Genomic DNA, 27000 nt, shown 5'->3' on the forward strand with positions numbered 1-27000 from the left:
TTCAGACGATAGTATGCACGTGCCGGGTGGGAAATTCTTCCTTCACCCGGCACCTTGTTATCTCAGTTATCTCGCGTCAAAAATCACACGGCCTGATGCTCTGAAGCCTCCGGCACATCCTTCAACTGATCTGCTCCCACGCAATTTGGCAAAGCGGTAATGGCCGTACCAGCCTTTGGCGTTTTGGTCGTATCTATAAGATCATTAAAAGATGAGCCAATAACCACATCGATGAGATTATCCGTGCGGTTATCCATGCGCAAAATAGCATCGTTAAATTGTTCCGCCAAGGTATATGCCTGCGTAATGGCATTCGCGCCGAAGTGGATTTCCGTGCGTTCCATCACACTATCGGATTCGTAATCACCCACGCCCTGCAAAATGAAACCACGGTTGCGCAATTCTTCACCTACAGCGGTGCCCAAGCCAGACTTATTTGTACCGTTCAGCACGCGAAGTGTAATTTCCGAGGAATTCAGCGATACCGCACCTTCAGGTGGGCAAGCAGTGACGACACCGTAATTGGTCTGCTTACTGCCTTGTGCCTTCTTGGCTGGAGAGAATACGCCAAAAGCGCCGAGCAGAGAAACGATAACTGCTACGACAAGGAAGCCAATCGTGCCGCTGAGAATCATGCGCTGGCGTGCGCGCAGATACAACTTACGCTGCTCGCGTTCATTCTTGATGGTGTTATCCGCCATAGTTCCTCCGTCTACTCTTCAGCTATTTTATACGCAGTACCCGCCTATCAGAAGTTGAAGAGCTTTACCTTACGAATGTTTCACGTGAAACATTTTTACTCAGTGGGCCTCTTGTGCGAGAGCTAGAGAAATAAATTCTTGAATTGTTAAGGTTTCGCCACGTCTGCTGGGATCAATCTGGGCACGGACAAAGGCTTCGTCGCTTACAGATTTTTTCAATACAGCACGCAAGGTTTTCCGACGCTGGCTAAAAGCGGCATCAATTAACGCAAAAACCTTTGTTCTCAGCTGGTCAGAATCTTTGGTATCGGCTGACATGGCGGCGTACGCCGGTTGGCGGTGGAACTCCACGAGAGCGGAATCCACATGAGGCGCAGGCCAAAAAACATTGCGTCCAATGACACCAGCAGGACTTGCTGTGCCGTACCATGCCAGTTTTACGCTTGGCACCCCGTAGACCTTGTTTCCCGGGTGGGCGCTGAGACGATCTGCCACTTCCTTCTGCACCATGACTACGAAGGATTCGATAGTGGGCAAGCGTTCCAGTAGTGTCAAAATAATCGGCGTAGCCACGTTATACGGCAGATTTGCTACCAAGGTCAGGGGCTTATCTTGTGTAATACCCGTATTTTCAGGTGTTGCTTTCAGTGCGTCCATTTCGACTACGCGCAGGCGGTTGCCGGCCTGAGGCATGTACTGCGCTACGGTCTGCGGAAGTAGTTGTGCCACAGGGGTGTCGATTTCAATGGCCGTAACCTGAGCGCCGGTTTCGAGTAGTCCAAGCGTCAGAGAACCTAAACCAGGGCCCACTTCGATGACACGAGACTGAGCATCTACACCGGCCGTGCGCACGATTTTGCGGACGGTGCCGGGGTCTATGACGAAATTTTGTCCGAATTTCTTTGTGGGGGATATGCCTGCAGCCGCCGCAATCTGGCGAATATCTGAGGCGCCCAGAAGATGGGAGGAGTTCTCTTCATATGTCATAGTGTTGATTTTAGTACCATCCCGTCTGCTGACTATGTGCCTGAGCTGCCAGAGGGGAACCATAACGGTTGCGAATATAATTCAAGCCCCAATTAATCTGAATGGAGGCATCATCGCGCCAATTATCGCCGTAAGCTGCCATTTTTGAGCCCGGCAAGGATTGTGGAATTCCATATGCGCCGGAGGAAGCGTTTTCTGCATTCCAACGCCATCCGGATTCACGATTCCACAGCCATTCCAAAGCACTCCAATTATCTCCCGTCCAGCCGTACTGAGCTGCTGCGGCCTGGGCATAAGCCTTCGCTTGGGCTACGGTTGGATGCCACAAGCCACTTTGCTGCTGTTCTTGTTGTTGTTGCTGCTGAGCGGCCTCTTCTGCTGCCTTGCGTGCAGCCTCTTCTTCGGCGGCTTTTTGAGCGGCTGCTTGTTGCTCGGCCTCTTGCTGAGCCTTCTGCTGGGCTGCAGCATCATCTTGGGAAGACGACTGGGAGTTATTGTCATCGGAGTTCTGAGATTGCTGATTATCGGACGAAGCATCTGAGGAATTATCTGACGAATTATCAGACTGTGTAGAATCCGATTGCGTTGATTCGGCTTTCTTCGTGCCCACGCGAATAATTTCTTCCTGAGGATCGCGCGTCACGACTTCATTCGTAATTTCTGTGGATTCCACCTGACCATCGGTCAAGGTATTGTGCAAATACTGGGTTTTTACGCCGTTCACACCTGTCTGTTCCACGACAGTCATGCCCTCATCCAAAGTGTCATCTTCTACGGTGCGTGAAGTATAAGGAATTTCCACCTCACGCGTGGAATCCGAGTAGGTAATGCGGATAACCCGCAAAATCGTATTATCCCCATCTTGCTCCACGCTGACGCGATCGTGCTGATCCAGCGTAATGCCTTGAGAATCCAAAATAGATGCTGCTGGCAGCTTCCCATCCGGCGCAGTGGTGGTCTTGCCATCGGCAATGACGGTAACTGGACCGTCAGCATTGATGACGAATCCGCCCGTGAGTTTGTTGTAAATATTCGTCACATCTACCGTCACTTTAACGGCATTTTCTTCGTTTTGCTTAAACAATTTGAGCAATTGATCCGCGCTCGTGGCGTAGGTCCAAAAGCCGACTTGCTGGCCATCGATAGTAATCGTGGCTTCATATGCGCTGCGCACGGTCACGTGTGCGTCATTTGTCAGGCGCTGTCCGGAGGTGGATTCGATGAAATCGTGGGACTTGGTTTTTACACCTTCCTGCTGGAGGAGACCGTCCACACTAATGGCGTAGGTTTGCACATATGTGGTATCACCGTTCACGGTCAATGCCACGGATTTGCGTTCACCGATAAAGAATGTGGAAAGAGATAGTGCAAGACTCAGCGTGGTGCATAAGGCAATGCGCCAACGCCTATGGGTGACGAATCGTTGCGGAGTCCATCGTAGAGCCATCTCTTCTCCTTGAAAGCGGTTTCAAATACTCATTACATTACTAGAGTCCTGCGCTGTGCAAAAGTTATCTGTAATGAGTACAACGATAATTCCATAAATCGGTATGCGCAAAACTGAAAAACACGTGATAATGAGCTGTGAGGATCGAGAAGAAAGCAGATATAAAAAAAGAGCCTCCAGGGGGACTCGAACCCTCGACCTGCTGATTACAAATCAGCTGCTCTACCAACTGAGCTATAGAGGCGTTGAATAAATCAACTCTCCTACTATACATAAAACTCAGCAGGGATACAAAACGGCTCGCCGAAAAACATAAAAATCTGTCATCGACGAGCCGAAACTCAGAAGGCGTGACGTGCACGCCTTGGAGGCGTTTTAATTGCTGGAGCTACTGGAGCTGGAACTACTCGAGCTAGAAGCGGTTAAAGATACCGGAGTGCCTGTGCCAATGCTAGGCAGAACCGAAGCATTGCCGACATCTTCAGAGCTCAAACCCAGGCTTGCTAGCAGCAGGGTATTGTAATCGGAATTTGTAGCCGCAATCAAAGCGTTGTAATCCCAGTAATTTCCATTAATCAAAATGGTTGGGGTAGTCATCTGGCCCTTGTAGGTGCCGGAAATATTCCACAACTTGCTTTCCGTTGGATACCACTTGCTGACGGCATCAATCCAAGCTTCGTACTTCCCTTGGGCTGCGGCCGTAGCCACCTCATCACTGACGCCCACGGACTGTGCCAATTCGGTCAGCTGCTCATAAGAAACACTCTTGTAATTCGAACCTTCAGAAGGCTGGAAGTCCTGCTCAAACATAGCTTTGATGAGCGCCACTACCTTATCTGGCTCGTTATCGGCTACATAGGCAACGAAAGCAGCAGAACGTGTGGAGTACTTGTCAGAAGAAGCGGAGTTCAAGAAGGCAGCCGGATGAATATTGAGATTAATCTGACCGGCATCGATCATGGAGGATACGGAATCATCGACGGCGCGATGCATCACGCCACAGGCAGGGCAGATGTAATCCATGTAGTCATCGATGGTTGGTACGCCTTCTACTGCCTGATTCACGCCATTCTTCGACAGGAGGAAGCCGCCATCCGTAGAAGCGTTCTGAGGCTTATCCTTCACCTCTTGCACAGCGGAGTAGGCTGCTGCGGCCACTTCCTCGTCGGAGCGTGTACTCTCATAAATATTGCGTCCCACAAAATATGCAATAATGGCGAGCACAACCACCACGACGGTGACCACAACTACGCCAATAGTGGTCTGAATCTTGTGCTCACGTTGAGCTGCTAATTGTGCTTCTCTTTCAGCAGCAGCACGTGCTTCCATACGTGCTTTGCGCGAATTTGCACGATTGTCTGAGTTTTTTGCCATAAAAATAACCTTATCTTAAGCCGTCAATCAGGCGATAGGATTTCGCCTACTAAGAAATGCCGGAGTTTATGTGAAGGACGGGATGGTGGCGAGTATGAGATTTTGAATATCCGGGAGGGGATACCACAGCACCGAGGTGGAGACTAAAGCTTGGATAAGGACGGCGCCGAGGACGAGCGCCCAGACCAAGACAGTGATGATCCGTCCTTGTGCGCTGAGCTTGAGCTGAGTATTCATGCCCACATAAAGGACACGAGAACGGGGAGTTATCATCATGAGAAGCCACACAAGAGACGTAGAGATAGCATTGAGTAGCACAAAAATGCTCGTCCAATCGCCAAAAGTTACAGTAAATCCGGTGTATCGGAAAATGACAATGCCTATCACATTCACCACGCCGGCGCACACACCATAACTCAACGCATAACTAATCGTCGGGAACAGTGCTTTAATCGCATGCCAAGGTAGAGACAGGGCTAGGCTGAAGCCAGAAATCTGAGGATTCATTGCACGCGCAGAAATTCTCCAACCGCGGATTGTGCTGATAAAAACGGCCAGCATGAGGAAAACCCCGGCCGCACAAGGGAAATACAGCGCAATGGCAATATTGAGAGCGGCTAAGGCCACGCGATGGAAATAGCTGATGCCTTGCGGAGCGTTATTACTGTGTGTAGGCTGAGGCTGATACTCATCGTATTGCGCAGGGAGTTCTGGCAGTTGTGCCGGCGAATCATAATCCCGATCCGGTGACTGATAGCGTGGATAATGAGGATAGGACGAGTAGGAGGGGCGTACGCGCTCAGGCCTATACAGGTGGTTCGCAAAGTCCGACGAGCCCTGTGGCACGCCTCCTTGCCCGTGGTCTAACGCTTGAGTGGACGGGGGAACTTCCGAAGGCATGACGCGGGTGAGCTCGAGGACGTTGGGAGAGGGCATGGCTGAGTTGCCCGTAGCGGTGCCGGTTTGAGAGGACGACACACGTGGCTGATGGTCGCGCTCGCCATTCGCGTCCGCATTTGTCATGTCTATGTCATCCGCATACTTCATAGAAAGCTCAGCAGGATCTAGCACTCGCGTAGCCTGCTCAGAGGACGGAATCTGGCTGAGGGGAGTAGTACTGTCGTTATCTCTTCCTGGAGAAGAGCTTTTTGAAAAAGGGAGCACCACGGATGAAGGTTCCGCTCCTTCTGCTGGAGCAGCCTCGGCTCCTGAGCTTACTAAACGAGATAGTGGCCCCGCGGGCACACCCTGTGCGCCGTTGGTCCGCGTGTGTGTATCGGCTGAAGCATAAGCGCTGTCTGGTCCGTTGTCCCAAATTTCCGGTGTGAGGGCATCCTCGTGGATAGCAGCAAGTAACTCTTGAGCAGAGCATCGCTGCATACGATCCGGATTTAAGGCCTCGCGCATCGCGTGCAGTGTGCGTGGAGGCAGGCCGGTTAAATCGGCATTTCCCGAGGCTTCCCTTTCGAGCACGGTCATCAAAGGCTTCGAGCCGAAAATAGGCTTACCCGTGGCCGCAAATCCTAACACTGCAGCCACGCTCCACCAGTCCGTAGCTTCATCGGATTCCGCCCCTTCGATAATTTCCGGAGCAATAAATCCTGGCGTGCCCATAACCAAGCCCGTGCGTGTCACATGAGATTCGTTTTCTCCCATGGCAATGCCGAAATCGACCAAAATCGGGCCAGTCTTGGAAATCATCACATTCGTTGGCTTAATATCGCGGTGAATAATACCAGCATCGTGCACGGCATCGACTGCGTTAATGAGCAATCGCGCGAGATTTTCCAAGTCCTCGGCTGTGTACCGACCATTTTCATACACGTCATCGCGTAAATTTTTTCCCTCAATTAATTCTGTGACAATGAAGGCGAGAGCATCATCGAGCTCCATATCCACAATGCGATTGACACCAGGGTGGTTGATGCGGCGCAAAGCCAGGGCTTCTCGCCTAAAACGTTCCCGAGCTGTCAACCTCTCTTCGCCGTCCACATCCACTGTTTCGTCATCGTTGAGAGAATCAAGAAGAATTTTCATGGCATAAATATTTCCGCCGTCATCGCGCACTTTCCAGATAGTACCCATGCCACCTTGGTCAAGACGATTCAGCAATGTGTAGCCACCAACGACATTTCCTGGCGCTAAATCTAATGCAGAGTAATTTTCAGCCATAACCTCTATATTAGGGAAACGCCACTAAATTCCTAGGAAACCCGCCCAACTTTCGACTATTTTTTACGAATTGTGAAGAAAACGCCCCTTTTTGGATTTCCTTGTGTATAGTGGGAAGTGGCTCGAAGAAGAGTTATCTTTTTGATTATCTTCCCAGAACCACGAAAACAATAAACCTCTCACTCGGATCGTTTGGCACGTACCTGCCAATGAAAGGAAATATTATGGCAGAAGTGGTATTTGAGAACGTTACCCGTATCTACCCAGGTAATGACACCCCATCTGTAGACAACCTCAACTTGACCATCAAGGATGGCGAGTTCCTCGTACTCGTTGGTCCATCTGGTTGCGGTAAGTCTACAACATTGCGCATGCTCGCAGGTCTTGAAGAAGTAAACAAGGGCCGCATCTTGATCGGTGGCAAGGACGTCACGAATATGCAGCCAAAGGACCGCGATATCGCAATGGTATTCCAGAACTATGCTCTCTACCCACACATGACTGTGGCAGATAACATGGGCTTTGCTCTGAAGATTGCAGGTACTCCAAAGGATGAAATCCGCGAACGCGTTGAGAAGGCAGCAGCAATTCTTGACTTGACCGAGTATCTCGATCGTAAGCCAAAGGCACTTTCTGGTGGTCAGCGCCAGCGCGTAGCTATGGGTCGTGCAATCGTTCGCCAGCCAAAGGTCTTCCTCATGGATGAGCCTTTGTCTAACTTGGATGCGAAGTTGCGTGTGCAGACTCGTACCCAGATTGCTGCATTGCAGCGTCAGCTTGGCGTTACCACTCTTTACGTTACCCACGATCAGACCGAAGCTCTGACCATGGGTGACCGCATCGCAGTTATTAAGCTCGGCATTCTCCAGCAGGTTGGTGCTCCTACAGAGCTCTACGATCGCCCAGAAAACGTGTTCGTAGCAGGCTTCATTGGCTCCCCATCCATGAACATCTCTACCCACAAGGTAGTCAATGGCAAGGCAGTTATCGGTGACGATGCTATTACTTTGCCAGCTGAAGTGACAGCAAAGCTTACTGCAGAAGATGACAACAAGATCGTTATCGGCTTCCGCCCAGAAGATGCTTCTCTCGCATCTGATACGGAGCCAGATGCATTCAAGCTCAACGTGTTGAATGTTGAAGATCTTGGTTCTGATGGTTATATTTACGGCAACATTGTAGATGCAAACGGTGCTGATGAGGCATCTTCTGTAATGTCCGATCAGAACAATATGACCACCGTTCGTGTAAACCCTCGCTCCCTTCCACAGGTCGGTTCTACCGTGCGTATTCACATCGACCCAACGAAGATGCACCTGTTTGCACCATCGACTGAACTGCGTTTGAACTAATTCTATGAACTTATGCAGTTTATGAATTGTGTAGCTTGCTGAGGCAAGTGTGAGAAAAGGCGGTGTGTGGCTCAAAGGCCTCAGCCGCCTTTTCTTGTATGATGATGTGTATAAGTGGTGGAATTGCTGGGCTAGGCTAGGATTGCTGAGTTGCAGGCAATCGCTGCGAAGTACGAAGGCTGTCATCTCGTTTTAGCCAAGAGTTAAGGCAAAGGAGTGGTGAATGGACACTACACAAACTAAAGGTTCTTTTGGTTCTCGGATGTCCGGAACGAGTGCGAATGCTGGCGAGGAGTCGGCGTCTGAGCGTATAGAACCAAAGAATTTGAACATCACCGCTGCCACAGCCAATCCTCGACTTTTTACGTTGCCGTGGTCCTTGCCATTGACGAAGTGGTCGGAAGATCTGATCGTGAATTTGCCACGTGGTATATCCAGACACGTGGTGCGTTTCGTGCGCGTGGGCGATCAAATTAACGCGATGAAAGAGATTTCTTACCGTTCGGCGGTGAAGGAATACGAAATGTTGCGTAGACTGGAGCGCATCGATGTGCCGAGTGTCAAGCCGGTGGGCGTGGTTGCGGGCCGTCGAGATGCCAATGGGGACGCGCTGGAAGCCATCCTCGTCACCGAGCAGCTGAAGTTTTCTTTGCCTTATCGCGCGCTCTTTGCTCGCAATTTGCGCGCTGACACGGCCGACCGTCTCATTGACGCTTTGGTGGTGCTCCTCGTACGCTTGCATTTGCAAGGCTTCTACTGGGGTGATGTGTCGCTGTCGAATGTGCTGTTTTTGCGCGATGCTGATAATTTCTCTGCCGTGCTCGTGGATGCGGAAACGGGTGCGTTGTACGCGAATTTAACCGATGGTCAGCGCGAATACGATATCGATTTAGCGCGCACGAATATCATCGGCGAACTGATGGATTTGCATTCGGGTAATTTGCTGCCCAGCGAGGTGGATGAAATCGAGGTAGGTAACCGCCTTGTCGAGCGATATCACGAGCTGTGGGATGCCCTCACCGGCATGTCCTCCTTCCCTCCGGACGAGATGTGGAAGATTGAGCAGCGCGTCAACGCTTTGAATAATTTAGGCTTCGACGTGGATGAGCTGGAAGTCACGACTACGGATGACGGCAATCGCATTAATGTGCGTCCACGTGTGGTAGATGCCGGTTACGCCTCCAATAAGCTGCTGCGTCTGACTGGCTTGGATGTGCAGGAAAATCAGGCTCGCCGCCTGCTCAACGATATCGAGGCGTACCGTACCTCCACCTGGCGTCAAGGCGAGGACTTGGAAATTGTGGCCACGGATTGGATGCGCGAGGTCTTCGAACCAACGGTGCGCCGCATTCCGGCAGAATACCGCAGTCAGATTGAACCCGCGCAGTTCTTCCACGAGGTGCTCAACCATCGCTGGCATATGGCGGAAGAGATTGGACATGATGTTTCCACTCCAGAAGCAGTGGAAGATTATATCGAAAGCAAGCTGGGCGAGTACAAAATCGATCCGAAGGCCATCCAGTCCATCTTGGATGAGGCAGATTCCGGCGTGATGGATGATTATGGTGACTATCACGCCGAGGACGACCCGGATGCTGCTGTGTGGGCTTCCGCATAAGGTGTTGATACAGAAAACGAAAAAGCACGTATATCTCCCCGTTTCGTCTTCCTGTGAAAGTGGGAGATATACAACTGCAGATAGTGACGTGCATACGTAATGGCAAAAATTGCAATAGTTGATGATGATAGTGCGGCACGTGAGCGGCTCCGAGCTTTTGTGCAACGCTACGCTCACGAGAATGCCGAAACCTGGGAAATCCAGGATTTTTCTAGCGCCGAAGAAATTCTGCACCACTACAAGGCGGAATTCGATATCATTTTTCTGGACATCGAAATGTTGAAAATCGATGGAATCCAAGCGGCGCGCATTATCCGTGAAACGGATCCTTCCACCGTGCTGATTTTTGTGACGAATATGGCCCAGCTGGCTATCAAGGGTTACGAAGTCGAAGCGTTGGATTTCATCGTCAAACCGATAGATTATGGCAGTTTTGCTATGGTTATGCGCCGTGCCCGCGCTCGCATGGAAAGACGGAAACAAACGAGCTTGAGCTTGAGCATCCGCGGCGCCGCACATATCATTGCGCTGGATCGCATCGATTACGTGGAAGTGCGCGATCATTACATTACGTATCACACGCAAGACGGCGATTTTACGGTGAAAGGCTCACTCTCTCAGGCGGAAAAAGCACTTTCCGAGGGCAATTTTATGAAATGCAACCGCTGGTATCTGGTCAATATCGACCACGTCACCGGCATTCAGGGCAATCTTATTACGGTGGGTGAGTGGACGGTTGAGGTGAGTCGCTCTAAAAAACAAGAAATTCTGCGCGCGGTTACCTTGGCTGTGGGAGAAATGTAATGCTAGTGACGCCTGTGATGATATTCAACAATTTGGCGGTGCTTGTGGAGCTACTCGTTGCGCAAGTCTTGTTTGCGTATACCTTACCTAGACGACCACATGTGTGGCGAAACGCGATACTGGCTATCGGGGGCGCAGTTATCGCAGATATTGCCCTGGCCGCCGCCTTTTATGGGGTGCGGGAGATTTTTCCTTCGGCTTTAGTGAATTCCATAGCAAATTTCATGCTGCTCTTCGTCGTGGTCAACCTCGTAGCGCTGGCCATCCTGGACGTAGAGCCGCATATCGTTATCGCCATTTCTATTTGTGCCTACGCCATACAGCATATAGCCTCTGCGATTACGTATATCGGCCATTCAATTCGTGAAGCCCTGCCGCTAGCATCCCTGCATACGTGGCTGGCAGGTGAACTGTTGAGAATTGTGATTTTTGCTCTGACATATTATGCCTGCTTTAGGTGGTTTTCGCAGCGCTTTGATGTGACCAAGATGCGCGTCAGTTCGGTGACTTCACTGGTTTTCCTTACTGTGAGCACGCTGAGCGTGACCTTAGGATTGAGCTCATATGCTTCTACAACGGTGGTTTCCACGAGTACTTTTATTATCCTGCGCTTCGTCTCGATTTTGGTCTGTGTCATGATTTTGCTCATGTTTCACGAAATTGCGCAGAATCAAGAGCTTTCAGATGAACTGGCGTTTGTACGTCAAATGAACGATTTACAAACTCATCAGTACGAATTGCTTAAAAATACCATAGACGCCACAAACGTGCATTATCACGATCTTAAACATCAAATTGCCCGCATTCGCGCCTCGAGTAGTCATGATTCTAAACACAGCAGCGTAACGAACGAGGTCCTCGACGAAATTTCACGCGAAGCCAGCACCTGGGACAGCATCGCCAAAACGGGCAACGCCTCACTGGACGTCGTGCTTACACACAAAAGCCTAGAATGCACGCGAAAAAACATCCATTTCACCTATATGATCGACGCCACCTGTGTAGAAGGCATCAATGACCACGATATCTACTCGCTATTTGGCAATGCCTTAGATAACGCTATCGAGGCCACAGAAAAAATTCAGGATGAGGATAAGCGTGTTATCAAGCTTACCGGCACCATGCGCGGGGCATTAGCACATATCAATATCGTGAACTATTTCGAGGAACTCCAGCGTAATGAACAGGGGGAAATTCTCACAACCAAAAGCGATTTCAGCAGTCACGGGTATGGTCTGAAAAGCATGCGCATGATTGTGGAAAAGCTGGGTGGAGATATGACCATTACTACGGATGAGGGTATTTTTGATCTCCATATCTTGCTGCCCAGCCATGCCTAAGGTAAAAATGAGCAGCAAAGTTGAGACAGCTACCGTTCGCGTACCGGGAATGACCGCTAACGCCCCCAAGCTTTGAAGCACTCCGGCTTTCTTTTATCGTCAAACGTATAGACGCAGTTGCAATGACAGCAACTCGATCTGAACACATGCCAATGTAGGCGTGTGAATGAGGATAGAAGGAGTAAAGATGCTCGGCATCAATATGTCTGATGTGATCAGCACTATCGAGTCGGTGAGAACGGAACTCATTGCCATCATCGTAGTGCTCGCGCTCGCAATTCTTGCGACCGTCGCTATCAATAAATTTACGGTGAAAAATCGCGCCGTGCGCAAGCTTGTCCATGCGCAAACGTGGATTGTGGCTTTCATTGCTAGCATTGTGGCCATCAGCGCCATGCTGTTTGGACCATTGAATACTATGCTGTCTCTGATGTCCGGCACGGGCACCTTGAGCGAACAAACCATTGCTCAGACCAAGACGCTCGCCGCAGATATCGAGCGTGAAGGCATTGTTTTGCTGAAAAATGACAGCAATCTGCTTCCTCTGAGTGCAAAGAAGGCGAATGTGTTTGGCTGGGCATCCACCAGCCCCATCTATGGTGGAACGGGCTCCGGCTCTATGAACGATCAGTACGAGACTACCTCGATTTTGCAAGGCATGGCTCAGGCGGGCATTGAGACGAACACAGAATTGACGGATTTCTATACGAACTACCGCGCAGAGCGCCCGGTGAACAATGTGGCTATCCAGGATTGGACTTTGCCGGAGCCAACGGTGGACTCTTACTCCGATACCTTGCTCAACGATGCGAAGAACTTTTCTGATACGGCTGTCGTGGTCCTTGCCCGCACAGGTGGTGAGGGCTTCGACCTGCCGAGCGATATGACCAAGATGGGCGACTATCGCCAGTTCGGTCCTGGCACCTCCGCAGTGACAGGCCCGGGTGAAAGCAGCGATGCTGTGGCTGTGTATCACAATAATTCTGCTGATTACAACGACTTTGAAGCAGGCCAAGGCTACTTGGATCTTTCTGCGTCTGAACGCAAGATGATTGACATGGTCACCTCCAACTTCAGCAATGTCGTCGTCGTATACAATGGCGCAAATCCGCTGAATCTTAGCTTTGTCGATGATTATGCTGCCATTAAGTCTGTGTTGTGGGCACCTCCAGCAGGTCAGACCGGCTTCAGTGCTTTGGGCGAGGTGCTCACGGGTGCTGTAAATCCATCGGGTCGCAATACGGATACGTTCATTAAGGACTTCTCCCAGGCTCCTTGGTTCCGCAACTACGGCCAGTTCCTCTATGACAATATGGATGAATTTAAGGTTGATACCAATTTTGCGGGCCAAGATTTGCACGTCACACCGGCATTCGTCAATTATGTAGAAGGCATTTACACGGGCTACAAGTATTACGAAACTGCGGATGACGAAGGCGCTATCGATTACAATGCGCTTGTGCAGTACCCATTCGGTTACGGCTTGAGCTATACCACTTTCTCCCAGTCCATGGGAAATGTGTCCTTTGATGCTAGCAGTGGCAAGATTTCCTTTGACGTGACGGTTACCAACACGGGTACCGTAGCCGGTAAGGATGCCGTGCAGGTGTATTACAATCCTCCATACACCAATGGTGGCATTGAAAAGTCCTCCGTCAATCTGATTGACATTGATAAGACGAAGGAACTCCAGCCTGGCGAATCGCAAACGCTCAGCGTAGAATTCAATGCCGAGGATATGGCATCGTACGACCAAAACAATGCGAAGGCGTATGTGCTGGAATCCGGCGATTATCAGATTTCCATTAATTCCAGCTCGCACGAGGAAATTGCACGCCAAACCGTGCATATCGACGACACGGTGACATACGATGCTTCTCACAAGCGTTCTAGCGATCAGACAGCTGCCACAAATCAGTTCGATGATATCAAGCCGACCTTCGAAACCTTGTCTCGTGCAGATCATTTTGCCAATTTTGCAGCCGCCACGGCCGCTCCAGCTAGCTACTCTATGCCAGAGCAGTACAAGCAGACTTTCATTAATTCATCGAATTATGAGAATGTGAATAACGATGCAGACGTCATGCCGACGACGGAGGCTAAGAATGGTGTGAAGCTGTACGAATTGTATGGAAAGTCCTATGACGATCCGCTGTGGGATAAGCTACTGGACCAGCTGAGCGTTGATGAAATGAATCAGCTCATCGCTTTCGCAGGCTATGGAAATGCGGCTGTGCCATCCATCGAAAAGCCGCGTCAGTCTGACGTGGATGGGCCATCGACGCTGAATAACAACTTCACGGGTGTGGGATCCATCGGCTTGCCATCGGGCGTTTCTGTGGCGAATACCTTCAGCAAGGAGCTCGGTAAAAAATTCGGCGAAACCATCGGCGATATGGCACGTGAAATGAATGTTACGGGTTGGTATGCACCGGCGATGAATATTCATCGCACACCTTATGCAGGTCGTAACTTCGAGTACTTCTCGGAAGATGGCGTGCTCTCTGGCATTATGGCTACGGCACAGGTGCAAGGCGCGCGTTCTAAAGGTGTGTATCCATTCATTAAGCATTTTGCTCTGAACGATCAGGAAACTAACCGTGTAGCCATGCTGTCCACATGGGCAGATGAGCAGAGCATGCGCGAAATCTACTTCAAGCCATTCGAAATGGCGGTGAAGGAGGGCGGCGCCACAGCCGTGATGGCATCCTTCAATTACGTAGGAAACGGCTATTCATCTGCAAACTCGCACATGCTTAACGATGTATTGCGCGCAGAATGGGGCTTCGAGGGCTTTGTAGAAACGGATTACTTCGGTGGTTTCGGCTACCAAATTGGTGATCAGGCTATCCGCGCAGGTAACGATGCCATGCTCGCCACGATTTCTGGTGACAACGTCATCAAAGATAAATCGGCAACCTCCGTCATCGCCATGCGCACGGCTTCCCACAATATTTTGTACACCGCCGTCAATAGCTGGTTGTACGAAAATGGCCAGCCTCAGGTGGAAACACCAGTATGGCAGTATATCTACTACGTGGTGATTGCCATCCTAGCCTTGATCATCATTGGCTTGGAAATCCTTGCCGTTCGACGTTTTATAGCTCGTCGAAAGGCATGAGAAAGACCATAAGATAGGTCTATAAGAGTAAACACAGATAAGATAAAGGTGGAGGAGAACTCTAGTAGTTCTCCTCCACCTTTGTATTTGTATGATGCGAAAGTTTTCGCTTATGCGGACTTACTCAGTCGCAGAAATGCGTGCCTTGTGCACACTGTAGAGCGCAATGCCGGCAGCCACAGAAGCATTCAAGGACTCCACCATGCTGGTCATAGGAATGCCCACAATGGAGTCACACGCTTCACGTACCAAACGGCTAATGCCCTTGCCCTCAGAGCCCAGCACGACCACCAGTGGATCCGTTTCAAACCCGGACTCGCCGACGAGAGCGTCGCCGCCACCATCCAATCCGATGGTGTAGTAGCCGCGCTCGCGCAAGCTTTCGATTGCCTTCGTGAGGTTGACTACGCGTGCTACGGGCATATGTGCTGCCGCTCCGGCCGACACCTTCCACGCAGCAGAGGTGACGGAAGCGCTGCGGCGCTCGGGCAGGATAACGCCATTTGCGCCAAATGCGGCTGCGGAACGGATGACAGCGCCGAGATTCTGTGGATCGGTGACGCCATCCAAAGCGATGAACAATGGACGTGCCAAGTTGCGTGCCTTTGGAGAAGCATTCGCCAAAGCCGCAGCCTTCGCCTCTGCACGATCTGCTAATTGCGCCAAAGACGCATACTCATACGGCTGCACGCGCAAAACCACGCCTTGGTGATTGCTACTGCGCGCAATGCGATCCATTTCCAAACGATCCGCTTCCAGCAAGTGTAGGCCCTTAATGCCCGCAAGGCGCACAATTTCACGGGTACGATCGTCATGCTCGATGCGTGCAGCAATGTATAGATCCTTGCTTGGCACGCCTACTTTCAAAGCTTCTAGGACGGCATTGCGGCCTATAACAATGTCGTCAGAATCGGAAGTGAACTTTGCTACGCGTCGTTTAGCCGCTAAGCGTGGGTCGGAAGCGCGACGCTTGTCCGCAGCCTTTTTTGCGGCATAAGCCTTGTGGTATACACGATCCTCAGCCTTCGGTGTCGGGCCTTTGCCCGCTAACTTATTGCGGTGTTTTCCGCCTGAACCCTTTGTTGGTCCCTTTTTATTCGCCATAACATACCATTTTACGCTATACCAAGGGATGAGTGAGGGTGAGAGAATGTACGGGCGAAAAATATTATCCTCAACACCAAGCCCACCTTGACATATGATGTCTGATGTCTTACGATTAGACGCAGGAGATAACTCCATCCGCATATAACTTTTAGAAGAACGCGCAACGTAGCGCAAGGCTTTTAATCTTTGTGGATACCTTTCAATGTTGAAGGAGAAAAGAAATGAAGTTTGGGAAGTCAATGAAAGTGGTTGCCGGTTTAGCAGCTGCTGTATTAATGTTGGCTGGTTGTGGTTCAGGGAACTCATCAAGCTCCAGTTCATCTGCTGCAGTAAGCACAGTCGTGCCAGATACAATTACTGCACAAATGGCTTATGCAGGCCAAAACTATAATCCTACCTCTACGTCTCAGGCACTGCCACAGTCCGCCAACTGGAATGTAGTGGAGCCTCTCTACACGCGCCAAATGAATGATTTCCAGCTCGTATCGGGTTTGGCAAGTGGTGAACCTAAAGAAATTTCCGATACCGAATATCAGATTACGCTTCGCGATGGTGCTAAGTTCTCTGATGGAACTGCCGTAACAGCAAATGATGTCAAGTCCTCCTTCGAACGCATGATGGCCGAAGGCAGCTTGTATCTTTCTATGCTGAACTTTATCCAGAGTGTGGATGCGACAAGTGATAATGTGGTCACCTTCCACCTCAATAAGCCATATAGCTTGTTCAAGGAGCGACTTGCCTTGGTGGGCATTGTGCCAGCTTCTATGTCAGATGAAGACCTGCAGAAGATGCCTATCGGTTCTGGTCCTTACAAGTACAAGGAAATCACGGACCAAAAGGTCACTTTTGAAAAGAATGATTACTACAACGGTGAGTGGACGGCACAGGCTAAGAATATGGTCTGGAATATTTCCGTCGATGATACCGCTCGTGTCACGGCCATGCAGTCCGGGCAGAACGACGTTATGGAAAACGTTCCTGCGAAGGCATTTGAAACCCTGCAAAACTCCGGCTCTGATTTGGAGAAGGCTCAAGGCTTCAACCAAGCATTCATCATGTTTAATACGAAGAAGGCCCCATTTGATCAGAAGGAAGTCCGTCAAGCAGTGCTCTACGGCATCGATGTGGATACACTGATTAAGAATCAGCTCTCCGGCCAGGCAGAAGCAGCTACTGGATTCTTGCCAGAAAGCTTCAAGTACTACCACAAGGCGAAGAACGTCTACACCTACAACGTTGACAAGGCAAAGCAGATGCTCAAGGATGCCGGCGTAGAAGATGGTGTCACCTTCACCCTGTACACCACGGACCACACCTGGATTACGGAATTGGCCCCACAAATTAAGAACAACTTGGAAGCTCTAGGCTTCAAGGTTGATATCCAATCGATGAAGTCCTCGGCTCTCTATCCAAATATTACGGATAAGGAAGATGCAGACTACTCTATGGTTCTTGCTCCTGGAGATCCATCCGTATTTGGTAACGATCCAGATATCTTGATGAATTGGTGGTACGGCGATAACGCGTGGACCAAGACGCGTACCTTCTGGAAGGATTCGGAAGGCTACACCAAGCTTCACGAATACCTCGATGACGCGACCAGCACAACCGATGAGACTCAGCGCACCCAGGACTGGAATGACGCTATGGACTTGCTCTCTGAGGAAGTGCCTCTGTACCCACTCTTCCACCGCCAGCTGACCACCGCGGTACGCAAGGGAGTCTTCAAGGATTACAAGGCCAGCGGCACAGTCGGCCTGTACTTCCTGAACCAAAAGCTTGCTAAGGAGAACTAAGCCTCAGCAACGCGCAAGAAGCAACAGATTTCATAAACCAATGAAATAAGCACCAGCTTCATGATGGTGCACCCGATGGGGGAAGGAGATCTTCACCCTTCCCCCATCCTTATGCCCAAAATGGAGCTCATTACAAAGATGTGATGCGCCGCTCCACGCATTCAAACTTCGGAGTATAAGGGGTAAAACTCATGACTAATCTATTACGACTACTAGGGAAGAGGCTCGCCTCACTGCCATTGGTGGCATTCGGCGTGGTATTCCTCGTCTTCTTCTTAATGTCATTTTCTCGTTATGATCCAGCCGTAGCTGCATTAGGTGAAAATGCAACTGCAGAGCAGCTCGAAGCATACCGCACGGCAAACGGCTTGGATAAGCCTTGGTATGTTCGATTCTTTATTTACATTTGGGGTATGCTTCACGGAAATCTTGGAACCTATGGTGTCAACCATGAATCCGTAGCCGCCAAAATTGGGCAAGCATTCCCAATTACACTTCAATTAACATTCATCTCCCTCATTGTCGTTGTAGTAGTAGCTACGTTGTTCGGCGTCCTCGCGGCATTGTTCCGCGATACATGGGTCGATCAAGTCATTCGAGTCATTTCCATTATTGCTATTGCCACACCATCATTCTGGTTAGGTGTTTTGCTGATTTACGTCCTTCAGATCAAGATGGGATTGCTTCCGGGTGCGGGTCCGCTGGTCTCGTTCACGGAAGATCCCGGCGCCTACCTCGCGCGTATGGCCATGCCGGCATTCTCTTTGGGATTGCCTGTAGCCGGTCAGCTTATCCGCGTCATTCGAACTTCCATGGTAGAGGAATTGGATAAGGACTACGTTCGTACGGCAATTGGCGCAGGCGTGCCAAAGGCAGTAGTGGTGTCACGCAATGTATTGCGTAATGCATTAATCACCCCAATCACCGTCCTTGGTATGAAGATCGGTTACCTCATGGGTGGCGCTATCGTTATCGAAGTTATTTTCGCACTTCCGGGTATGGGCACCACACTTTTCGAGGGAATTAACGGAAACGAGCCAACGCTGGTACAAGGTGTTGTGCTGGTCGTAGCCCTTTCCTTCGTCATCATTAACATCATCGTTGATTTGCTCTATGTGCTGATCAACCCACGCATTAGGACGGTGTGACATGCTGTTTGGTAAGAATGCAGCTGCACATGCAGCATCTCAGCCAGGCGTTAAATTACGCAGATTTGCGCATCTGAAGTTAGGCACGAAACTCGCGGCTCTCTTTATCGCGCTTCTCATAGTTGTGGCAGTTTTTGCTCCACTTATTTCCCCGCATGGTCCTTTGGATATCACCGTCAGCTATCAAGCTCCATCCGCAGACCATCTCTTCGGTACGGATAACCTCGGTCGAGATGTGATGAGTCGCGTATTCTATGGTGCGCGTTACTCCTTGACCATTGGTATCGGCGCCATCGTCTTCGCTCTGGTACTCGGTGCCATCATCGGTGCTATTGCCGCCGTATCGCGACCATGGATTTCTGAAGTAATCATGCGTATCGTGGATATCTTCATGTCCGTCCCAGGTATTGCATTGGCTGCCGTATTTGTGACTATCCTCGGACAGTCCATGTTCGGCATTATTACAGCAATTGGTATCTTATATGTGCCACAGATTACCCGCGTGGTGCGTGCAAATATCATCAGCGAATACGGCCAAGATTATGTTCGTGCAGTCATCGTTTCCGGTGCTCGCGCTCCGTGGATCTTGATTAAGCATGTGGCGCGAAATATCGCAGCTCCTGTCATGGTGTTTACCACCCTGTCTGTGGCAGACGCCATCGTGTTCGAAGCCTCCCTGTCCTTCATTAACTTGGGCTTCCCGGAGCCGACGCCTACGTGGGGTAATATCCTTTCCTCGGCAAAGCAAGGCGTTATCTTCGGATACTGGTGGCAAGCACTGTACCCAGGCTTGGCCATTATGATTACGGTTTTGTGCCTCAACATTTTGTCAGAAGGCATTACCGATGCTATCGTTTCCGCTCCAAGCGCTCCAATCGTGAAGAACGCCGTAGATGCGGAGGCTGCACGCAAGGAAGATTTGCTGCTCGCAGACCCTGTAGCCGCTTACGCAGCTCAGCACGATTCCTTGGTGAAGTCTTTGGCTCAGCTCAAGGAAGCTGAAGCCAAGCGCACAGATCGCTTCGTGCCACGCGGACCTGAAACCGGTGAACCGGTCATCGAAGTCAAAGACCTCTGCATTTCCTTCCCTCGTCACGGCGATGTGAACGTAGTCGATCACGTATCCTTCTACGTACGCCCAGGCGAAACAATGGGCTTAGTAGGCGAGTCCGGATGCGGTAAGTCCATCACATCCTTGGCCATTATGGGGTTGCTGGATAAGCGTGCAAAGATTTCCGGCGAAATCCTGTTTGACGGAAAGAACCTCGTAGGACTTGATCCTAAGGAACACAATGCGCTGCGTGGCAACGAAATCGCTATGATCTACCAAGATGCTTTGAGCTCGCTTAACCCATCTATGCTTATCAAGAACCAAATGGCTCAGCTCACCAAGCGCGGTGGTACCCGTACGGCGGAAGAGCTACTGGAACTTGTAGGCTTGGATCCAAAGCGTGTGCTGGAGTCCTATCCACACGAGCTCTCCGGCGGTCAGCGTCAGCGTGTACTCATCGCAATGGCATTGACGCGTGATCCAAAGCTCATCATCGCAGATGAGCCAACCACCGCTCTGGATGTGACCGTGCAGCGTCAGGTGATTGATTTGCTCAATAGCTTGCGCGAGAAGCTCGGATTCGCCATGATTTTCGTCTCCCACGACTTGGCTTTGGTGGCTAAGGTAGCGCACAAGATTACCGTCATGTACGCCGGTCAGGTGGTGGAGCAAGGCTCTACCCAAGAGATCCTTACGGATCCTCGTCACGAGTACACGCGTGGATTGCTGGGCTCGGTGATTTCTATCGAGGCAGGTCAAACGCCTCTGCACCAGGTACCGGGCACGGTGCCAAGTCCGAAGGACTTCCCAGAAGGCGATCGCTTCGCTCCTCGTTCCTCGCATCCATATGATGCCCTCGATGAGCACCCTGTCATGATTGAAATTCCAAACACGCATCACCGTTACGCAGTGCGTCCATCCCTTGCAGAGCTGGATGTGCACAACGCACCCGCTGATAATCCAGGTGAAATGATTCATCTGATTGATCCATCGTTGAATACCGCATTTGATGATGTGCAAGCGGTACCGGGTGATACCTCAAACGTCATCGTAACGGATGCATCCGCACAGGAGGCCGATAATGAATAACGAAATTCCGAATGCTCCAATTATCGAGCTTCAAGATATCAAGGTTATTTTCAAAACGCGTACAGGCGGTATCTTCCACCCTAATATGGTGACGGCGGTCAACGGTGTAAGCCTCAAGCTCATGCCGGGTCAGACCATCGGCTTGGTAGGTGAGTCCGGATGTGGTAAGTCCACCACGGCGAATGTGCTCTGCGGATTGCAGCTGGCTACAGAAGGCAAAGTGCTTTTCAAGGGCGTAGATGTTACCAAACGTACTGCGAACCAGCGTATGGATATTGGTCGCGTGGTTTCCGTGGTCTTCCAAGATCCTGCTACGGCTTTGAATGCGCGCATGAAAATCATCGATCAGCTCATCGATCCGCTGATTGTGCATCATTTGGGCACGAAGGAAAAGCGTACGCAAAGAGCTATGGAGCTCATCCGCATGGTGGGACTGCCAACGTCCGTATTGGATGCCTTGCCCGGGCAGCTTTCCGGCGGACAGCGCCAACGTGTAGCTATTGCGCGTGCCTTAAGCCTTGAGCCGGACGTCATCATTGCGGATGAACCAACCTCAGCTTTGGATGTGTCTGTGCGTGCGCAGATTCTGAACCTGTTGACGCGGCTCAAGGAAGAGCTCGGATTGGCCATGGTTTTCATTAGCCACGATATCCAAACCGTGCGTTACGTGTCGGATGAAATTGTGGTGATGAATTCAGGCCAGATCGTGGAGCGCGGCGCTGCGAAGGATGTCTTCTTCCATCCTCAGCATCCGTACACAAAGAAGCTCCTAGCGGCAGCTCCATCCTTGCTTCATCCAACAGAGGAGGAATGCGCATAACACCAAGGGCGTAAAACCCACCACCATAATCGTGCGGGTCTAACTCACACCTTATTCCACACATCTTTGAGGTGTGGTTAGGCTCGCCATACCCACAAATTGAGAAAAGCATTAACAATACTTTCAATTTCACGAGAGAAAAGGACAAGTCATGGATTCTCGTTTCAGAGGAGTATTTCCTCCAGTAGTAACCGCTTTAACCGCAGAAGGTGAGCTCGATGAAGAGTCTTTTGCGCGCAGTATCAACCGCATGATTGATGCAGGTGTCAATGGTCTGTTTGTGCTCGGCTCTTCCGGCGAGGTTGCTTTCAGTACTGATGAGCGTCGTCGCGAAATCATCGAAGCAGCTGTGCGCATTATCGATCACCGCGTACCTCTTCTTGTAGGCTGCATCGATACGGAATCAAAGCGCGTTATCGAGCATGCGAAGGTGGCTCGCGACCTCGGTGCAGATGCCATCGTAGCTACGGCTCCTTTCTACGCCTTGGGAGGCCAGGCAGAAATCGAACGCCACTTCCGTCTCATCCATGAAGCCGTGGATTTGCCGCTCTTCGCCTATGACATCCCGGTGTGTGTACACACAAAGTTGCAAGCAGACCTGCTCATCCGTCTCGGACTAGATGGTGTGCTAACCGGTGTGAAGGATTCCTCTAATGATGACGTATCCTTCCGCTTCTTGGTGGACAAGAATAAGAAGGCGGGTCACCCGTTGAATTTGCTCACCGGCCAGGAAGTGGTAGTGGATGGCGCGTATATGGCGGGCGCGGATGGTTCGGTGCCAGGACTTGCCAATGTGGAGGCCACAGGATATGTGCGCATGTGGAAGGCTTACGAAGCCGGTGATTGGCAGACCGTGCGCAAAGAGCAGGATGTACTGGCTGACTTGATGCGCGTCGTGCTCGTGTCGGAAGGCGTGCAAGGATATGCAGGAGGCGTAGGTGCTTTCAAGACCGCCATGGCTTTGCTGGGTGTATTTGCCACAAATCAAATGCCTGAGCCGGTACTTCCACTTCAAGGCGAAAATGTGAAGCGCGTAGAGCAGGTGCTGCGAGAAGTTGGGTTGGAGCCAACGGTTTCCGCAGAAGCCGTCAGCGAAAGCGCTACTATTCGCGCTTTGTAAAACACATGAGCCGGCACCTCGCCATGAAGAGATGCCGGCTCTTATGAATTATCTCAGTTTATGCATATTGAGGAGAAACAATGGCAGAAGTACTGATCGTAAAAACACAAGAAGAAGCAGGCGAAATCTATGCTCAGGCCGTGGGCGAAGCTATCAAGGCTAATCCGCAATTAGTGCTTGGACTGGCCACGGGTTCCACACCTCTTGCAGCATATAAAGCACTTGCGCGCAAGGTAAAAGCAGAGGGAATCGACGTTTCGCGTGTGCAGGGCTTTGCGCTCGATGAGTATGCAGGTTTGGATCCTGCACATCCGGAGTCCTACCACAGCGTCATCCATCGTGAGGTGGTAGAGCCTGTGGGGTTGAATCCTCAGCTGATCCACGTGCCAAACGGCGCCGCCGAAACGCTACCTCATGCAGGAGCGGACTATGATGCGGCCATTGAAGCGGCCGGCGGCGTGGATATTCAAATCCTGGGAATTGGCACAGATGGTCATATTGGTTTTAACGAACCCGGTAGTTCCTTGGCCTCTCCAACGCGCATGAAGACACTAACGCAGCAGACGCGCGAGGACAATGCACGATTCTTCGATAATGACCTTGAACAAGTGCCTACGCACTGCATTACTCAAGGTGTGGGCACTATTATGAAGGCACGTCACCTCGTGCTGCTCGCCTTTGGTGAGGCTAAGGCGGATGCCGTAGCGGCCAGCATCGAGGGACCAGTTTCTGCCATGTGCCCAGCTTCTGCCTTGCAAATGCATCCTCACGCTACTTTCATCGTGGATGAGGCAGCTGCGAGCAAGCTCAAGCTCGCGGATTACTACAAGTGGGTAGCTGCAAACAAGCCTGAATGGCAGAAGCTCTAAATTTCTATTTTCTCAACTGTGTGGCAGGCGCGTACCCACCTGCCACCATGCGTATGGAGTAGCAATTCGTCTAGCGTAATCGTGGGTCTTTCCTCTGATTGAGAGAAAGGCCCACGAAGTTATGTGAGCGCACATACACATATGCCCGAGCCGTAAAGCTCGGGCATATGTGCGCAGAGGGGAGATAAAGATTAGCTCATACGCTTGTGGATGATGTACTCGATGGGCTGATAATGCGAATCCACAGCTTCGAGGTAGCGCATAATATCGCCACTCAAAATGCTTTCCAGCATATCCACATGAGACTGTGCGGAATGCATAAGATCCGTGGAAATATCTGCGTTTAGAGCCGGCACTACGGCCATATGCACCAGCCAGAGGCTGCTCATTAATTGTTTCGCAATGGCGTTATCCACCGGCTTCATTAGCCCTTGATGGAAGGAAATATCCTCATCAAGGAAGGTTTCACCATCCTGCGCTTTAGCAATCATGGACTGTGTTAAGTCGCGCAGATGAGCAATATCCGACTCCGGCAGCTTCTGCACTTCCTGCACCACCTGACGAGCCATGCCTTGGTCGAGAATCTTCCGCATCTCTATGACATCGCGCAGATTTTTATAACTATTTCCTTGAGGAATCATCGCACGGAAGGATAGCGCCTCCACCAGCGGGTCCAAGGAGAGCGAGCCGACAAAGGTACCCTTGCCGTGTACAACGCTGACAATATCGAGAGCCTCTAGCTTACGTAAGGCTTCTCGCACGGAGGAGCGTGCAGATTTAAGATGCGTGCACAATTCCGACTCCGTAGGCAGCGGATCGCCGGGTTGGAGCCCTTCGTGGATGATATAGGATTTGATAGCATCCATCGTAATATCTACACGACGTCGCGTAGACGAAGGCTCCGTAAATTGCGCATTTAACGACTCTCTGAGCCCAATAACGTTAATAGCATCGTTTGGGCCGCCATCCTGAGGTACGACCATGGTGAATCCTTTACTCCGTTTCGTATCACTGCCATAGTGAACTGCGAATTACTAAAAATTATATAGAAACAAAAGCTCTTATGAAGAATAATATCGCAATATCAGACATCAGACAAATTTATGTTATACTATGACTAGCACCGATGGGGTGATTATCATGCTTTAACACGAAGGAGTGTTTTTCATGGCTGATATAACAACTGTGGCCGGCGTATACGCCTCTCAGCCAGCAGATACAGAGGGCAGAGAAGCCTATTATGCGTTGCTTGCGGGCGAAGATTGGATCGATGGGGCAGAAATTCCATTTCCGGGAGAGCTGGCGGATGCGGAAATTCGCCGGTGGCTGGCTCAACATCTGCCAGAAAACTGGCATAACAATAACATCACTTTAATTCCAGGAACTATGCAAAGTCTGGGCAAGAATCCAGATTTTGGCTTGGCTAGCCCAGTAAAAGAAGGTCGTCAGGCCGCGCTCGATCACTTGAAAACGATGCGGGATGCCTTAGAAGATTTCGTTGCGTTACGTGGTAGTGAAGACGTTCGTTATGTACAAATTCACACAGCGCCGAAGGCCCACGCCGATGCAGACTCCATGCGACTAAGCCTGAATGATATTTTGAGTTGGAATTGGAGCGGTGCGCATTTAGTTGTGGAACACTGTGACAAATTCATCGAAGGGCAGCCTGCGGAAAAGGGATTTCTAGATATCGAAGAAGAAATAGCGCTGGCCCATGAGTTTGGCATCGGACTTACCATTAATTGGGGCCGTTCTGTAGTCGAAGGTCGTAGCGCTTTACGAGCTAATCAGCATATTGCACGTTGCGTCGAAGAGGATGTGCTTACGGGACTGATGTTTTCCGGCGCTGGTCCTGAAGCCACTCAGTACGGATATGAGTGGATTGATGGGCATCTGCCTTTGAGCAGTGATGAGCCGGCAAGTCTGATGACGCCGGAACTCGTGGCAGAAGGCTACGAAATCGCCTCCCAAAGCTTCCGCTGGGTGAGGTCAGGTTATGTGGGCGTCAAGGTCTGTGTGCCGGCCAATGCAGATTTACAGACACGTTTGAGCTATATGAAGAATGTTTACGAGGCGATTCATGGCACAAAAAACTAATAGTACGCATACGTATATTGCCGTAGATATTGGAGGCACGAAGGTTGCCAGCGGTTTCGTTTCCTTAACCGGTCATGAATTTGAGGTTACCGGTCATATGCGCATTCCTACTCAGGCCTCCTTGGGCGGATCTGATGTGCTGCGCCGCATTGTGGAGCTCGTAGAACGCCAATACAGTGAAGCGCAGAAGCAGGGACTGAGCATTGATGGTATCGGTATAGGCAGCGCCGGCGTGGTCGATAGCGCACAGGGCAGGATTACTTCCGCTACGGATCTCATGCCCGGATGGGCGGGGCAGCATGTGGCTGAGGCGCTGGGCGCAAGTGACACCGTGGGGCAATTACCGGTGTATATGGTCGGCGATGTGGGCGCACACGGTTTAGGTGAGGCTTTGCATGGCGCGGGAGCCGGATACACATCGGTGCTCTCCATCAGCATTGGCACGGGCATTGGTGGCGCGTATATTTCCGATGGTCAGCTGATGACAGGTGCGCATGGCGTGGCCGGTCATGCAGGACACATCCCCCATGGTTTGGGCACGGGGGTGCGTTGCTCCTGCGGAACTACCTCAGGGCATATAGAGCCGGTGGCTTCAGGCACCGGTTTGGGCACCTTATACAATTTGCGCCGCGAGCAGGCGGGTCAGGAAGATTTCGTGAGCAATGGTGCCGAAGTGGTGGATCGCATGAATCATGGCGATGAATTCGCGCATATGATTGTGAAAACCTCCGCCACGGCACTGGGCGAGTGCATTGGCGGCATGGCAAATCTTTTAGATCCGTCCATCATCATTTTGTCCGGATCCGTGGTGAACGCGGGCGAAGTGTGGTGGGAGGGCCTGCGTACAGGCTATGCCAATTCCGCTTTGGTGCCGGTCAAGCAAACGCCGCTGGTGCAAGGCGTCTTGGGCGATGATGCCCCATTGGTGGGCGCCGCGAGTGCCGTGCACCGTCATATTTTTCATGAGAATTAAAGCATTGTAAGGAG

The 27000-nt window shown here is 50.9% G+C and carries 20 protein-coding genes and 1 tRNA gene; 13 read left to right on the forward strand and 8 right to left on the reverse strand.

Translation table 11 applies throughout. The annotated features are described in order from the left end of the window. Window positions 1-83: 83 nt before the first annotated feature. The 6 genes from D570_RS0102820 to D570_RS09025 form a co-directional block, all read right to left on the reverse strand. Entirely contained in the window at window positions 84-701 is a 618-nt protein-coding gene (locus tag D570_RS0102820; protein ID WP_018142886.1) for a LytR C-terminal domain-containing protein, read from the reverse strand. Between the two features lie 99 nt (window positions 702-800). Next, on the reverse strand, window positions 801-1688 hold the full coding sequence (rsmA, locus tag D570_RS0102825; protein WP_018142887.1) for a 16S rRNA (adenine(1518)-N(6)/adenine(1519)-N(6))-dimethyltransferase RsmA: 888 nt from the start codon (window positions 1686-1688) through the stop codon (window positions 801-803). A gap of 10 nt (window positions 1689-1698) precedes the next feature. Next, window positions 1699-3135, reverse strand: a complete 1437-nt coding sequence (locus D570_RS0102830) for an aggregation-promoting factor C-terminal-like domain-containing protein (protein WP_018142888.1) — start codon at window positions 3133-3135, stop codon at window positions 1699-1701. A 171-nt stretch (window positions 3136-3306) separates the two neighbouring features. Beyond that, a tRNA-Thr gene (locus D570_RS0102835) sits at window positions 3307-3379 on the reverse strand. 131 nt (window positions 3380-3510) lie between these two features. Continuing rightward, on the reverse strand, window positions 3511-4509 hold the full coding sequence (locus tag D570_RS0102840; RefSeq protein ID WP_018142889.1) for a DsbA family protein: 999 nt from the start codon (window positions 4507-4509) through the stop codon (window positions 3511-3513). 66 nt (window positions 4510-4575) lie between these two features. Continuing rightward, window positions 4576-6681, reverse strand: a complete 2106-nt coding sequence (locus D570_RS09025) for a serine/threonine-protein kinase (protein ID WP_018142890.1) — start codon at window positions 6679-6681, stop codon at window positions 4576-4578. Window positions 6682-6905: 224 nt separating this feature from the next. Here D570_RS09025 and D570_RS0102850 point away from each other — a divergent pair, with 224 nt between their 5' ends. From D570_RS0102850 to D570_RS0102870, 5 genes are all read left to right on the forward strand, one after another. Beyond that, complete coding sequence (locus D570_RS0102850; protein WP_018142891.1) at window positions 6906-8033, forward strand: ABC transporter ATP-binding protein; 1128 nt, start codon at window positions 6906-6908, stop codon at window positions 8031-8033. A gap of 262 nt (window positions 8034-8295) precedes the next feature. Then, on the forward strand, window positions 8296-9651 hold the full coding sequence (locus tag D570_RS0102855; protein WP_245531854.1) for a DUF4032 domain-containing protein: 1356 nt from the start codon (window positions 8296-8298) through the stop codon (window positions 9649-9651). Between the two features lie 99 nt (window positions 9652-9750). Beyond that, on the forward strand, window positions 9751-10455 hold the full coding sequence (locus D570_RS0102860) for a LytR/AlgR family response regulator transcription factor (protein ID WP_018142893.1): 705 nt from the start codon (window positions 9751-9753) through the stop codon (window positions 10453-10455). Next, the gene (locus D570_RS09030) at window positions 10455-11795 is read left to right on the forward strand and encodes an ATP-binding protein (protein WP_018142894.1); all 1341 of its coding nucleotides are present in this window, start codon (window positions 10455-10457) and stop codon (window positions 11793-11795) included. Before D570_RS0102860 ends, D570_RS09030 begins: the two co-directional genes overlap by 1 nt. Window positions 11796-11982: 187 nt before the next feature. Further along, window positions 11983-14916, forward strand: coding sequence for a glycoside hydrolase family 3 C-terminal domain-containing protein (locus tag D570_RS0102870; protein WP_018142895.1), 2934 nt, complete (start codon window positions 11983-11985; stop codon window positions 14914-14916). Window positions 14917-15036: 120 nt separating this feature from the next. Here D570_RS0102870 and rlmB read toward each other — a convergent pair whose 3' ends face one another. Next, the gene (gene rlmB / locus D570_RS0102875; RefSeq protein WP_018142896.1) at window positions 15037-16020 is read right to left on the reverse strand and encodes a 23S rRNA (guanosine(2251)-2'-O)-methyltransferase RlmB; all 984 of its coding nucleotides are present in this window, start codon (window positions 16018-16020) and stop codon (window positions 15037-15039) included. Between the two features lie 224 nt (window positions 16021-16244). Here rlmB and D570_RS0102880 point away from each other — a divergent pair, with 224 nt between their 5' ends. From D570_RS0102880 to nagB, 6 genes are all read left to right on the forward strand, one after another. Further along, window positions 16245-17819, forward strand: a complete 1575-nt coding sequence (locus D570_RS0102880) for an ABC transporter substrate-binding protein (protein WP_026181814.1) — start codon at window positions 16245-16247, stop codon at window positions 17817-17819. Between the two features lie 191 nt (window positions 17820-18010). Beyond that, complete coding sequence (locus tag D570_RS0102885; RefSeq protein ID WP_051067171.1) at window positions 18011-18967, forward strand: ABC transporter permease; 957 nt, start codon at window positions 18011-18013, stop codon at window positions 18965-18967. A 1-nt stretch (window position 18968) separates the two neighbouring features. After that, window positions 18969-21107 carry a dipeptide/oligopeptide/nickel ABC transporter permease/ATP-binding protein gene (locus D570_RS08325; RefSeq protein WP_018142899.1) on the forward strand — a complete coding sequence of 713 codons (2139 nt, stop codon included), beginning with the start codon at window positions 18969-18971 and terminating at the stop codon, window positions 21105-21107. Further along, on the forward strand, window positions 21100-21927 hold the full coding sequence (locus D570_RS0102895) for an ABC transporter ATP-binding protein (protein WP_018142900.1): 828 nt from the start codon (window positions 21100-21102) through the stop codon (window positions 21925-21927). Before D570_RS08325 ends, D570_RS0102895 begins: the two co-directional genes overlap by 8 nt. A 151-nt stretch (window positions 21928-22078) precedes the next feature. Next, window positions 22079-23047 carry a dihydrodipicolinate synthase family protein gene (locus tag D570_RS0102900; protein WP_018142901.1) on the forward strand — a complete coding sequence of 323 codons (969 nt, stop codon included), beginning with the start codon at window positions 22079-22081 and terminating at the stop codon, window positions 23045-23047. 80 nt (window positions 23048-23127) lie between these two features. Beyond that, entirely contained in the window at window positions 23128-23916 is a 789-nt protein-coding gene (gene nagB, locus D570_RS0102905; RefSeq protein WP_018142902.1) for a glucosamine-6-phosphate deaminase, read from the forward strand. Window positions 23917-24107: 191 nt separating this feature from the next. Here the strand turns inward: nagB and D570_RS0102910 are convergent, their stop codons facing one another. After that, window positions 24108-24899 (reverse strand): FadR/GntR family transcriptional regulator, encoded by a 792-nt coding sequence (locus D570_RS0102910; RefSeq protein WP_018142903.1) that lies wholly within the window; start codon window positions 24897-24899, stop codon window positions 24108-24110. 184 nt (window positions 24900-25083) lie between these two features. Here D570_RS0102910 and D570_RS0102915 point away from each other — a divergent pair, with 184 nt between their 5' ends. Beyond that, window positions 25084-26013 (forward strand): DUF4862 family protein, encoded by a 930-nt coding sequence (locus D570_RS0102915; RefSeq protein ID WP_018142904.1) that lies wholly within the window; start codon window positions 25084-25086, stop codon window positions 26011-26013. Continuing rightward, on the forward strand, window positions 25997-26986 hold the full coding sequence (locus D570_RS0102920) for an ROK family protein (protein WP_018142905.1): 990 nt from the start codon (window positions 25997-25999) through the stop codon (window positions 26984-26986). The genes D570_RS0102915 and D570_RS0102920 overlap by 17 nt, the downstream gene beginning before the upstream one ends. Window positions 26987-27000 lie beyond the last annotated feature (14 nt).

It is taken from the genome of Alloscardovia criceti DSM 17774, from assembly GCF_000376885.1.
GTDB classification, from domain to species: domain Bacteria; phylum Actinomycetota; class Actinomycetes; order Actinomycetales; family Bifidobacteriaceae; genus Alloscardovia; species Alloscardovia criceti.